The organism is Pseudomonas sp. GW821-FHT03A09 (assembly GCF_059421065.1).
Map to the genome: position 1 here is coordinate 155,658 of NZ_JBWKUX010000002.1, position 12,596 is coordinate 168,253.

Annotated in this window: 9 protein-coding genes, 2 tRNA genes and 2 pseudogenes; 4 read left to right on the forward strand and 9 right to left on the reverse strand. The window is 59.8% G+C overall.

Annotated elements, in window-relative coordinates; translation table 11 throughout:
• Nucleotides 1-183: 183 nt before the first annotated feature.
• From dnaB to rnr, 7 genes are all read right to left on the reverse strand, one after another.
• On the reverse strand, nt 184-1,581 hold the full coding sequence (dnaB, locus tag AC07V4_RS03520; protein WP_034095616.1) for a replicative DNA helicase: 1,398 nt from the start codon (nt 1,579-1,581) through the stop codon (nt 184-186).
• Nucleotides 1,582-1,691: 110 nt separating this feature from the next.
• Entirely contained in the window at nt 1,692-2,138 is a 447-nt protein-coding gene (gene rplI / locus AC07V4_RS03525) for a 50S ribosomal protein L9 (RefSeq protein ID WP_010563337.1), read from the reverse strand.
• A gap of 18 nt (nt 2,139-2,156) precedes the next feature.
• Nucleotides 2,157-3,050 carry a YybS family protein gene (locus AC07V4_RS03530; protein WP_431748881.1) on the reverse strand — a complete coding sequence of 298 codons (894 nt, stop codon included), beginning with the start codon at nt 3,048-3,050 and terminating at the stop codon, nt 2,157-2,159.
• A 36-nt stretch (nt 3,051-3,086) separates the two neighbouring features.
• Nucleotides 3,087-3,317 carry a 30S ribosomal protein S18 gene (gene rpsR / locus AC07V4_RS03535; RefSeq protein WP_002551829.1) on the reverse strand — a complete coding sequence of 77 codons (231 nt, stop codon included), beginning with the start codon at nt 3,315-3,317 and terminating at the stop codon, nt 3,087-3,089.
• Between the two features lie 28 nt (nt 3,318-3,345).
• The gene (rpsF, locus tag AC07V4_RS03540) at nt 3,346-3,768 is read right to left on the reverse strand and encodes a 30S ribosomal protein S6 (protein WP_010563335.1); all 423 of its coding nucleotides are present in this window, start codon (nt 3,766-3,768) and stop codon (nt 3,346-3,348) included.
• Nucleotides 3,769-4,107: 339 nt separating this feature from the next.
• Entirely contained in the window at nt 4,108-4,863 is a 756-nt protein-coding gene (gene rlmB / locus AC07V4_RS03545) for a 23S rRNA (guanosine(2251)-2'-O)-methyltransferase RlmB (RefSeq protein WP_431750357.1), read from the reverse strand.
• The gene (gene rnr / locus AC07V4_RS03550) at nt 4,860-7,487 is read right to left on the reverse strand and encodes a ribonuclease R (protein WP_492637294.1); all 2,628 of its coding nucleotides are present in this window, start codon (nt 7,485-7,487) and stop codon (nt 4,860-4,862) included. The genes rlmB and rnr overlap by 4 nt, the downstream gene beginning before the upstream one ends.
• Nucleotides 7,488-7,712: 225 nt before the next feature.
• Between rnr and AC07V4_RS03555 the strand changes: the two genes are divergently transcribed.
• The 4 genes from AC07V4_RS03555 (at nt 7,713) to AC07V4_RS03570 (ending at nt 10,769) form a co-directional block, all read left to right on the forward strand.
• A tRNA-Leu gene (locus AC07V4_RS03555) sits at nt 7,713-7,799 on the forward strand.
• Between the two features lie 153 nt (nt 7,800-7,952).
• Nucleotides 7,953-8,039: transfer RNA gene (locus tag AC07V4_RS03560), tRNA-Leu, on the forward strand.
• A 145-nt stretch (nt 8,040-8,184) separates the two neighbouring features.
• A complete protein-coding gene (locus AC07V4_RS03565; RefSeq protein ID WP_492637295.1) occupies nt 8,185-9,210 on the forward strand; it encodes an extracellular solute-binding protein in 1,026 nt (341 codons plus the stop codon).
• Nucleotides 9,210-10,769 (forward strand): ABC transporter permease, encoded by a 1,560-nt coding sequence (locus tag AC07V4_RS03570; protein WP_492637296.1) that lies wholly within the window; start codon nt 9,210-9,212, stop codon nt 10,767-10,769. Before AC07V4_RS03565 ends, AC07V4_RS03570 begins: the two co-directional genes overlap by 1 nt.
• Before the next feature lie 91 nt (nt 10,770-10,860).
• Here the strand turns inward: AC07V4_RS03570 and AC07V4_RS03575 are convergent.
• A pseudogene (locus AC07V4_RS03575) lies at nt 10,861-11,355 on the reverse strand (methyl-accepting chemotaxis protein); the annotation flags it as partial.
• A 411-nt stretch (nt 11,356-11,766) separates the two neighbouring features.
• Nucleotides 11,767-12,459: pseudogene (locus AC07V4_RS03580) on the reverse strand (methyl-accepting chemotaxis protein); the annotation flags it as partial.
• Nucleotides 12,460-12,596: the final 137 nt, after the last annotated feature.

Genomic DNA, 12,596 nt, shown 5'->3' on the forward strand with positions numbered 1-12,596 from the left:
ACCGGTGTTGAGATGAAAAATCGCGGGCGCGGAATATAGCACAAATTTTGACCAATTCCGACGGCAGCAGTCGGAATTGTGGTGACGCCATCGCAGGCAAGCCAGCTCCCACCTTTGAATGCATTCACACATCAATGTGGGAGCTGGCTTGCCTGCGATGAGCCCCTTACGGGCGCAGGAGAATTACTCGTCGTCGTCGAAGTTGTAACTGCCCGGCGCGAGGTTTTCGAAGCGGGTGTACTTACCGATGAATGCCAGGCGGATAAACCCGATGGGGCCGTTCCGCTGCTTGCCGATGATGATCTCGGCAATGCCTTTGTGCTCGGTCTCGGGGTGATACACCTCGTCGCGGTACACGAACATGATCACGTCGGCGTCCTGCTCGATCGCTCCGGATTCCCGCAAGTCGGAGTTCACCGGGCGCTTGTTGGGACGTTGTTCCAGGGAACGGTTGAGCTGGGAGAGTGCCACTACCGGGCAGTTGAATTCCTTGGCCAGGGCCTTGAGGGACCGGGAGATTTCGGAGATCTCGTTGGTCCGGTTGTCACCGCTGGAACCCGGGATCTGCATCAACTGCAGGTAGTCGATCATGATCAGGGCGATGTCACCGTGCTCGCGCACCAGGCGCCGGGTACGCGCGCGCATCTCCGAGGGGCTGATGCCCGCGGTATCGTCGATGAACAGCTTACGGTCGTTGAGCAGGTTGACCGCCGACGTCAGGCGCGGCCAATCGTCATCTTCCAGTTGGCCGGAACGGACTTTGGTCTGATCGATACGACCCAGGGAGGAAAGCATACGCATGATCAGCGATTCGCCTGGCATCTCCAGGGAGTACACCAAAACGGTCTTGTCACTGCGCAACACGGCGTTTTCCACCAGGTTCATCGCGAACGTGGTTTTACCCATGGACGGACGACCGGCGACGATGATCAAGTCAGCCGGCTGCAGGCCGCTGGTCTTCTCGTCGAGGTCGGTGTAGCCGGTGGAAATACCCGTGATGGCCGCATCGGTGTTGAACAGCGTGTCGATGCGGTCGATGGCTTTGGTCAACAGCTCGTTGACGCCTACCGGGCCGCCAGTCTTCGGGCGCGCTTCGGCGATCTGGAAGATCTGGCGTTCGGCTTCATCGAGGATCTCTTCGGCGGTGCGTCCTTCGGGATTGAAGGCGCTGTCGGCAATCTCGGTGCTGATACCGATCAATTGGCGCAGGGTGGCGCGCTGGCGAACGATCTGGGCATAGGCCTTGATGTTGGCGACGGACGGCGTGTTTTTCGCCAGCTCGCCCAGGTAACCCAGGCCGCCGACTTGGGAGGTCTGGCCTTCCTTGTCGAGTTGTTCGGCCAGGGTCACCACGTCGATCGGCGAGTTCTGGTCGGCCAGCTTGGCGATGGCGCGGAAGATCAGGCGGTGGTCATGTCGATAGAAGTCACCGTCCGAGACTTGATCCAGCACGCGTTCCCAGGCGTTGTTGTCCAGCATCAAGCCACCGAGCACGGCCTGTTCGGCCTCGATGGAATGCGGCGGCACCTTCAGGGCAGCGGTTTGCAGATCGTATTGCTCAGGAGCTGAAATATCGTTCATGGCCACTTGGAATTGGGGAAGTCTAGAAAAACAAAAGGCACGACCTGTAAACAGGATCGTGCCCGATGTTAACCGCCTGGCACGCGAGGTGCCAGTCAGTTAGGTGCGACTTAAGCTGCTACCACGACAACGCGTACGGTGGCTTCAACTTCAGCGTGCAGGTGCACGGCTACGTCGAATTCGCCTACGTTGCGGATGGTGCCGTTCGGCAGACGAACTTCGCTTTTTGCAACTTCAACGCCGGAGGCGGTCAGTGCATCAGCGATGTCGTGGGTGCCGATCGAACCGAACAGCTTGCCTTCGTCACCGGCGGTGGCAGTGATAGTCACTTCCAGCTCAGCCAGTTGGGCAGCGCGAGTTTCAGCCGAAGCTTTTTTGTCTGCTGCTGCTTTTTCCAGCTCAGCACGACGCTCTTCAAACGCAGCCAGGTTGGCAGCGGTTGCAGCGGTGGCTTTGCCGTATGGCAGCAGGTAGTTACGACCGTAGCCGGCCTTAACGTTCACTTTGTCGCCCAGGTTGCCCAGGTTGGCGACTTTTTCCAGAAGGATCAGTTGCATGTGAAAATCCTCTAACTTTTAACCTTCACCGTTCGCGTTATCGGCGTCTTTCGGCGCCAGACGACCGCGAAAATCAATCAGGCCGTCGACAATGGCCAAAACCACGAGTAACGGATAGATCAGCTGCATGAACAGCAACAGCGTGACGTACAACCCCACCAGCCAGAACTTGGCCAGGCGCTTTCGCGCAACCAGCCCATGAATCAAGGCCAGCCCGGCAAACACCAGCGGTACGCTGCAAATCGGCGCCAGCAAGGCCATCTGAGGACCGAAGTTCGGTCCGACAACCATGCACGCCAGCAGCAACATCGCCGGCCCCGCAGGGATTCTGATACTGCGAAACTCGCGACCAAAACCACCCGGGTTGTACAACAACGCCTGCCAGTAACGCCCAAGAATCAGGCTCATTACGCTGACAACTTGCAACAGTGCCGCAATCAGGCCAGTCAGGACCGGGGCAATCAGTGACGCGAACCGCGCTCGCTCATCTACCGACAATTGCTGGTAGATATCCCCGAGGGCCAGCGGCAGGATCTTGACGATCTCTTGCGCCAGCGCCTCGATCTGCGGGCGGAAAGCCGCGCCAAGCATCACCGAGTACACCAAACCCAATGCCACGCTGACCAGCAGCGTACGGACCCAGGACTCGCTTGCGCGTAAAACCAACGCAAGGCTCGATGACCCCAGCAGTACCAGAAGTACCCGTGGATCACCGAATTGCAGCCACCAGATCAAGGCCGGCAACAATCCCAGGGCAAGAACGCCAACGGCGTCCTTCAAACCGCGCCGCAAGAGCACAAGGCAACCTGCAGCAGCACCCAACCAATAAAGCAACGGCAATGCCGCACAGCCAGCCACTACCAGAGTGGCCTGCACGCGTCCGCGCATGATGAACTCAGCTAAGGCGCGCATGCATTCAATCCCTTACTACTTGTCGACTGCCCGGTCTCAGCGGCCGTGGCTGTCGGTGTAGGCCAGCAGGGCCAGGAAGCGGGCGCGCTTGATAGCGGTGGCCAGCTGACGCTGATAACGAGCTTTGGTACCGGTGATACGGCTTGGAACGATTTTGCCGGTCTCGGATACGTAGGCTTTCAGAGTGTTGAGATCTTTGTAATCGATCTCTTTCACGTCTTCAGCGGTGAAGCGGCAGAATTTACGACGACGGAAGAAACGTGCCATTTGATAGGCTCCTTAAAAGGTCCGTGGATTACTCGTCAGCGTTATCGCTGTTGTCGCTGTCATCACTATCAACGCTATCAGCGCCTTCGTGCTCAGGACGGTCGCGACGCTCACGGCGCTCACTGCGGTTTTCTTCAGCCTTGAGCATCTCGGATTGGCCGGTAACGGCTTCTTCGCGACGGATGACCAGGTTACGGATCACTGCATCGTTGTAGCGGAAGTTGTCTTCCAGCTCGGCCAGGGCCTTGCCAGTGCACTCAACGTTCAGCATCACGTAGTGAGCCTTGTGAACATTGTTGATTGCGTAGGCCAGTTGACGACGGCCCCAATCTTCCAGACGGTGGATTTTGCCGCCGTCTTCTTCGATCAGCTTGGTGTAACGCTCAACCATGCCGCCGACTTGCTCGCTTTGATCCGGGTGGACCAAAAAGATGATTTCGTAATGACGCATGAATGCTCCTTACGGGTTGTAGCCTGCCGCTCAAAAACGGTCAGACAAGGAGTGAATGACACTTATGGATCTTGCCGCAGGGAGGCACATCGGTGCCCGCCAGGAAGGCAAGGGGCGCAATTGTAGAGAAGGGGGAGGAAGCGTGCAAGGTGATTGGTGATTATTTGAACAATCTCCCAAACACCACAAAACAATTATGGGAGGGGGCTTGTGTGGGAGCCGGGCTTGCCCGCGATACAGGCACCTCGACTTTTCAGTTACACCGAGATAATGCTATCGCAGGCAAGCCAGCTCCCACACAAGCCTGGCTCCCACAGGGTCTTGCGTCGTTTTTTAGCCTTACTTCTTGGCTTTAGCCTTCGCGCCACGCTGGCGCTGGGCTTCAAACAGGCACACACCGGTCGCAACCGATACGTTGAGACTGCTGACACTACCGGCCATCGGCAAATGCACCAGGTAGTCACAATGCTCACGAGTCAGGCGACGCATGCCTTTGCCTTCAGCGCCCATGATCAGGATGGTCGGGCCAGTAAGGTCCTGGTCATAAATACTGACCTCGGCCTCGCCCGCCGTGCCCACGACCCACAGGCCACGCTGCTGGAGCTTCTCCAGGGTGCGCGCCAGGTTGGTCACAGCCACCAATGGAATCACTTCCGCGGCGCCGCAGGCCACTTTACGCACGACCGGCGTCAAGGTTGCCGACTTGTCTTTAGGCACGATCACCGCCAGCGCACCGGCAGCATCCGCCGAGCGCAGGCAAGCGCCGAGGTTGTGCGGGTCGGTCACGCCGTCCAGCACCAGCAACAGCGGCGAACCTTCGGTGCGATCGAGCAGCTCGTCGAGCATCGCCTCGCCCCAGACCTGGCTCGGACTTACGTCCGCGACCACGCCCTGGTGAACGCCTTCTACCCAAACGTCCATCTCACGACGCTCGGCCTGACCGATGGCGACTTTATTCTGTGTGGCCAACTCGACCAGCGCTTGTACACGCGGCTCGCTGCGACCTTCTGCCAACCACACCTGCTTGACGCGCTTAGGGTGATGACGCAGCAATGCTTCTACGGCGTGCACGCCGTAGATTTTTTCCAGACTCATGACTTGGCCTTAGGTTTGCGCGACCCGCCGCTTCTCGCGGGAGCCGAACCCGCTTTTGGCGGGCCTTTACGGTGTTTGCTCGGTTTCTTTTCTGCGCCCTGGGACTTTCCCCCAGACGCCGCTTTACCACCGCTTTTGGCTTCGTTGAGCAACTGCTGCTTCAACTCGCGACTTTTGCGCACTTCGGCATTTTTAGCCGCAGCGTCGCTTGGTCGGTAGGCCTCTGGGGCTTTTTCCTTGGCGGAAGAACGACGACCGGCCGGCTTGGACGGTGCAGGCTCGGCAGCCGCTTTCGCAGGAGCGCCTTTGCCTTTGCTGGCTGGCGCAGCGGATTCGCCACCACGTTTCTTACGGTTGCCCGGTGATTCAGCGGGCTTGTCGGACATGCCGAAGTCGATCTTGCGCTCGTCGAGGTCGACGCGCATAACCTGCACTTCCACCGTATCGCCCAAACGGAAACTGCGACCGGTGCGCTCGCCCGCCAGTCGGTGATGCACAGGATCGAAGTGGTAGTAGTCACCCGGCAAGGCAGTAACGTGCACCAAGCCTTCGACGTAGATATCGGTCAGTTCGACGAACAGGCCAAAACCGGTCACGGCAGTGATCACGCCTGGGAACGACTCGCCCACGCGATCCTTCATGAACTCGCACTTGAGCCAGTTCACCACGTCGCGGGTCGCTTCGTCGGCACGGCGCTCGCTCATGGAGCACTGCTCGCCCAATTGTTCCAGGGCCGCTTCGTCGTACGGATAGATCCGTGCCTTCGGAATGGTCATGGCACCGGCGCGCTTGACGTGCGGGGTGTTCTGCTTGGAGTGGATCACGCTGCGGATTGCGCGGTGCGTGAGCAGGTCCGGGTAACGACGGATCGGCGAGGTGAAGTGAGTATACGCCTCGTAATTCAGACCGAAGTGGCCCTGGTTATCCGCGCTGTACACCGCCTGACTCAACGAACGCAGCATGACGGTCTGGATCACGTGGTAATCCGGACGATCCTTGATGCTGGCCAGCAGAGCCTGGTAATCCTTCGGCGTCGGGCCGTCCTTGCCTTTGTGCAGGGACAGGCCAAGCTCACCCAGGAAAGCACGCAGTTTTTCCAGACGCTCCGGCGGCGGGCCGTCGTGCACACGATACAGCGCAGGAATTTCGTGCTTTTTCAGGAATTCAGCGGTGGCCACGTTGGCCGCCAGCATGCACTCCTCGATCAGCTTATGCGCATCGTTACGCGTGGTCGGGGTGATCGCGGCGATCTTGCGCTCGGAACCAAAGACAATCCGGGTTTCCTGGGTTTCAAAATCGATCGCACCACGGGTATGACGCGCGCCCAGCAACACCTTGTACAGCGCATACAGCTGCTTGAGGTGCGGCACCACGCCAGCGTATTCGGTACGCAGGGCCTTGGCTTCGCTGGCCTTCGGTGTTTCCAGGATGGTGCTGACCTTGTTGTAGGTCAGGCGCGCCTGGGAGTGGATCACCGCTTCGTAGAACTGGTAGTCGGTCATTTCGCCGGTTTTCGAGATGGTCATCTCGCACACCATGGCCAAACGGTCGACTTTCGGGTTCAGGGAACACAGGCCGTTGGACAATTCCTCGGGCAGCATCGGAATCACGCGCTCAGGGAAGTACACGGAGTTGCCACGCACCTGAGCCTCGGCATCCAGCGCCGAACCGATCTTCACGTAGCTGGAGACGTCGGCAATCGCCACGTACAACTTCCAGCCACCGGAGAACAGGCGCAGCTTGCCGGGCTTGGCTTCGCAGTACACCGCGTCGTCGAAGTCGCGGGCATCTTCGCCATCGATGGTGACAAACGGCAGATGGCGCAGGTCGATGCGCTTCTCTTTGTCCTTCTCTTCGACTTCGGGCTTGAGCTTGCGCGCTTCTTTCACGACGGCTTCAGGCCAGACGTGAGGAATATCGTAGGTCCGCAGCGCGACATCGATTTCCATGCCCGGCGCCATGTAGTTGCCGACCACTTCGATGACGTCACCTTGCGGCTGGAAGCGCGGCGTCGGCCAGTGGGTGATTTTCACCTCGACGAACTGACCGATCTTGGCGTTGGCGTTACGGCCCGGAGTGATCAGCACTTCTTGCTGCACCTTGGGGTTATCCGGCACCACAAAGCCGATACCGCCTTCTTCGAAGTAACGCCCCACGATGGTTTCATGACCACGGGACACCACTTCGACGATCACACCTTCACGGCGACCGCGACGGTCCAGGCCGGAAACCCGTGCCAGGGCACGGTCGCCATCGAACACCAGGCGCATTTGCGCCGGGCTCATGAACAGGTCGTCGCTGCCGTCATCCGGGATCAGGAAGCCGAAGCCGTCACGGTGACCGGCGATGCGGCCCAGGATCAGGTCGAGCTTGTCCACGGGCGCATAAGTGCCACGGCGGGTGTAGATCAGTTGTGCGTCGCGCTCCATGGCGCGCAGGCGGCGGCGCAGCGCTTCGAGTTGGTCTTCGGTGGTCAGACCGAATTCTTCAACCAGCTGCTCGCGGCTAGCAGGCGAACCCCGATCGGCGAGGTGCGCCAGGATCAGTTCGCGGCTAGGAATAGGGTTTTCATATTTTTCCGCTTCACGAGCGGCCTCGGGATCGAGGGACTGCCAATCGGCCATTAGAGAGTTTTCACCTTGTCTATATGCGGGTTAGTTTGGCATACGCGTATTGAAACGGGAAATTTCAGACGTCAACTAGCCTTTAAAAAGCCTTTGTAGCCCCCGACGAGCACCTTGCGCGACCATTGGCGAAATTTTCCAGGAATTTTTCATGGCGGGGGTTTACAGCTCAACATGCCCTCCGTATAGTGCGCGCCATCGACGACGGCAACGTTGTTCGATAATGCCCAGGTGGTGAAATTGGTAGACACGCCAGCTTCAGGTGCTGGTGATCGCAAGGTCGTGGAAGTTCGAGTCTTCTCCTGGGCACCAAATTCAGATCAAACCCGCGAAAGCGGGTTTTTTCGTTTCAGGCCTTTGATTTTTAACGTAAAACTCGATTTATTTTTTTTGAATCAGGGGTTTACAGATCAAAAAGCCGTCCGTATAGTTCGCTCCATCAACAGCGCAAGCGTTGCTGATAATGCCCAGGTGGTGAAATTGGTAGACACGCCAGCTTCAGGTGCTGGTGATCGCAAGGTCGTGGAAGTTCGAGTCTTCTCCTGGGCACCAAATTCAGATCAAACCCGCGAAAGCGGGTTTTTTCGTTTCTGGCATCCGAAAACTTTTCCCTCGATTCAGCCCCTCTCACGCATTTGAGAAGTTTTATCGTTTATCCTTGCAATGATTTGTTGCATTCAAGCGAGGAAACTTCCGGATGATGTTCCGCGATACCCGTCTCAAGACATCCCTTCTGCGTGGCCTGACCCTCACTCTGCTCGGCCTGACCCTACTCTCCCCCACTGCCCATTCCGCCGACAAGGTGTCCCTGACCCTTTACAACGGCCAACACAAAGAAGTGGGCGATCAACTCGCCAAAGCCTTCGAAGCCAAGACCGGCATTCACGTCAACGTACGCAAAGGCAGCAGCAACCAACTGGCCAGCCAGGTCGTCGAAGAGGGTGAACGCTCCCCCGCCGACGTGATCTACACCGAAGAGTCGCCACCCCTGAACAAACTCGGCGAGCAAGGTTTGCTGGCCAAGATCGACGCCGGCACCCTCGACGTACTGCCCAAGGACTACGTGGGCGCAAATGGCGATTGGATGGGCGTGACCGCACGCACCCGTGTCGTGGCCTTCAACCCGAAGCTGATCGCTGAAAAAGACCTGCCCAAATCGGTGCTGGATTTCGCCGGCCCCGAGTGGCAAGGCAAAGTCGGTTTCGTACCCACCAGCGGCGCATTCCAGGAACAAGCCGTAGCGATCATCAAGCTGCACGGTCGCGAAGCCGCTGAGGAATGGCTGACCGGCCTGCGCGCCTTCGGCAAGGTATACAGCAACAACATGGTCGCCCTCAAAGCCGTGGAGAACGGCGAAGTGGCCACTGTGCTGGTGAACAACTATTACTGGTTCGCCCTGAAAAAAGAAAAAACCAACCTGGACTCCCAACTGCACTACTTCACCGACGGCGATGTCGGCGGCCTGATCACCGTGTCTTCCGCTGCCGCACTGAAATCCAGCAAGCATCCCAAGGAAGCCCAGCAACTGCTGGCATTCATGGCCAGCGAAGAAGGCCAGCGCGTCATCACCGACACTTCGGCCGAATATCCGCTGCGCAAAGGCATGGAATCCAGCCGTGGCCTCAAGCCGTTCAGCGAGCTGCAACCACCTAAAGTCACACCCGCCGACCTAGGCAACGCCGAAGAAGCCCTGGACCTGGAACGTGACGTTGGCTTGAACTGATGAGCCCATCGCTACCGGCCCTGCGCGGGCGTTTCAGCCCGCGATGCAAGCGCCCTTCGATCTGGCTGCTATTGCCCGTCCTGCTTCTGGTCGGCTTGAGCCTGCTGCCGCTGGTGTATGTCGGGACCAAAGCCTGGCAGGCCGGCTGGGCGCAAGCGGTGCACCTGCTATGGCGCCCCTACGTTTTTGGCCTGCTGCGCAATACCCTCGCGCTGATGATCGGCGTAACGGTGGCATGCGCCGTGATCGGCCTGTCCCTGGCGTGGCTGCTGGAGCGCAGCAACCTGCCGGGGCGGCGCATCTGGGGCGTGATCCTGTGCCTGCCGTTTGCGGTGCCAGCGTTTGTCAGCAGCTTCACCTGGGTGTCACTGAGCGCCAGTTTCGAAGGGCTTGGCGGCGCCATCCTGGTGATGAGCCTGTCGAAGTATCCGCTGGTTTTTCTGCCGGTGGCGGCGACCCTGCGCAATCTTGATCCGTCCCTGGAAGAGTCAGCCCGCACCCTGGGACTGAATCGCTGGGGCGTGTTTTTCCGCATCACCCTTCCGTTGTTATGGCCGTCACTGCTGGCCGGCGCGCTACTGATCGCGCTGCATATGCTGGTGGAGTTCGGCGCACTGTCGATCATCGGCCTGCAAACCTTCACCACCGCCATCTACCAGCAATTCGAACTGGAATTCAGCAACGCCAATGCAGCAATGCTGTCGGCCGTACTGCTGGTGATGTGCCTGACACTGTTGTGGCTGGAGCTGCGCGTACGCGGCAAGGGCCGACACGTGCGAATCGGCCAGGGTGCGGCGCGGCATGCCGAGCAGGTTCGATTGGGCAAATGGACGCCACTGGGGCAAGCATACTGCTTGGCGCTGGCGATCATTGGCAGCGGCATTCCCCTGGGGATGCTCGGTTATTGGTTGGCAGTGGGTTCTTCAGCGGCGTTTCCAGTGGCTGAGATTGGCGAAGCGTTACTGTCCTCGCTGGCACTGTCCCTGGGCGGAGCAGCACTCTGCCTGGCGTTCGCCGTTCCGGTGGGGTTGTTGGTAGTGCGTTACAAGGGCCAACTGGCGATATGGGCCGAGCGCCTGCCTTACTTGCTGCACGCTCTTCCCGGCCTGGTAATCGCACTGACCCTGGTGTACTTCGCACTGCATTACGTGCCGGCACTGTACCAAACATCGGCACTGCTACTGATCGCCTATGCACTGCTGTTCCTGCCACTGGCCCAGGCACCGATCCGTACGGCACTGAACAAGGCTGCGCCGCAGCTGGAAGAGGCTGCGCGCACGCTGGGTGCATCGTCTTTCGGCGCTTTTTGCCGGGTCACGTTGCCGATTATCTTTCCGGCGCTGGGGGCGGCGTTTGCGCTGGTGTTCCTGGATGCGATGAAGGAACTGACGGCGACGTTGCTGCTCAGCCCGACTGGGTTGAATACCCTGGCGACGGCGGTGTGGGCGCATACCTCGAATGTGGAGTTTGCAGCGGCAGCGCCGTATGCGGCGTTGTTGATCTTGGTGTCGGGGTTGCCGGTGTACTTGCTCACTACTCGGATGTATCTGAGCCGCTGAGACCGCTATCGCAGGCAAGCCAGCTCCCACATTGGAATGCATTCCAAATGTGGGAGCTGGCTTGCCTGTGACGGGGCCAGACCGAACAACCTCAAGCCCGGAACTGCCCCAGACTGGCCTTCAACTGCGCCGCCAACCCATCCAGCACCTTGCCACTGGCGGTCGTCTCCACCACCGCCTGCGCGGCACGCTCCGCCTGAGCATGGATCACCTCGACCCGGCCCCGTACCGCATGGGCACCCTGGGCCTGGTGTTCGGCGGCACGCGTCGCCAGACCAATCGCCGCATGCACCTGCTCAACCGACGCCTGCACGGTCTGCTGCAAGCGCACGCTGTCGCGCAACACCAGCAACCCTTCGTTGGCCTGGCGCCCGGCCTTGCCGATGGTCTCCACCGCCTCACGCGCGCCCTGTTGCAACGCCACGATATGGGCCTGAATGTCGCCGGTGGAGCTTTGAGTCTTGCTGGCCAGCGCCCGCACCTCGTCCGCCACCACCGCAAAGCCACGACCGGTCTCACCGGCACGCGCCGCCTCGATGGCGGCGTTCAGGGCCAGCAAGTTGGTTTGCTCGGCGATGCCATGGATCACCGTCAGTACAACTTCGATCTGCTCGCTCTGTTGCGCCAACCGCTCGATCACCCTGGAACCGGCCTGCACCTGCCCCGCCAGCGCCTCGATCAAACCGCCAACCTCAGCTGACGTGCGCGAGTTCTCATCCGTGGCCTGGCGAATATCCACCACCTGCTGCAATGCCGCCTGCATGGCATGGCTTTCGGCCTGAGCCTCATCCGCCATCTGCGACAGCGCGCGCAAGCTCTCGGCCACCTCGTCACGCTGCAAACCGGCCGCCGCATCAGCACCGGCATTACGCAGGGTCATGGCGCCAATTTCCACACCAGTACGCTGGGCCACATCCCCCGCCTCACGCACGATCGGTTGCAACTTATCCACAAAGCGATTGACCGCCGAGGCCATGGCGCCTATTTCGTCCTGGCTGTTGATTTGCACGCGCTTGGTCAGATCGCCCTCGCCCGCCGCCAGATCGTCCATCGCCGCGATCAACAACTTCAGGCGATTGACCACACGACGGCCCAACACGATGGCGATCAACAGCAGCACGCCGAAGCCGACAATGGCGAGCCCCATGCCGATGCGCCAACGCAAGGTTCCAGCAGCCTCCTGCACAGCGCTGGAAGTATTGGCGGTCATCTGGGTTGCTGTGGCTTGCGCCGACTGCAAGCGCGCGCCCATGGCGCTCGCACTGTCGGCGGCTGCGCCCTTGAGGCTGTCGCCCACCAGTTGATCGCTGCTGGCAATCAGCGCGGCAAAGCGTTTATCCAGCGCAGCCAGGTCAGCCTCTACCGATGCAGTGGAAACCCCCATGATGACCTTGCCGATTTCCACACCGTTGGGGCTGATGGACGCCTCCACGTAATACACCGACGGGTCGTTCTTGGCGGCATTCAACACCTTGTCCAAGGCGCGGTCGCCTTGGCCCTTTTCCAGCAGGGCCTGGTTGATCGGGTTCTCCCGGTTCAGATAACGGGTCAGATGCTCTCCCGCCGCATCGTCGTACACCACGAACAGCACATTGGGATTACGCTGGGCACGCCGGGCAAACTCCGACAGGGTCGGCACGTCGCTGTCCCACATGGCGCGAGGGGCTACCGAGGCGAGCAGTTGCGCCATGTCATTGGCAGAGTCCTTCAGGTCTTTTTCCAGGGCCGCACGCAGTTGCTTCTGCTCTTCCTGCAGGCGCGACGATAAACCCGTGGTGAGACGCTGGCGTGTACTGGAAGACAGGCTGTCCAAGCTGGACGTGACCT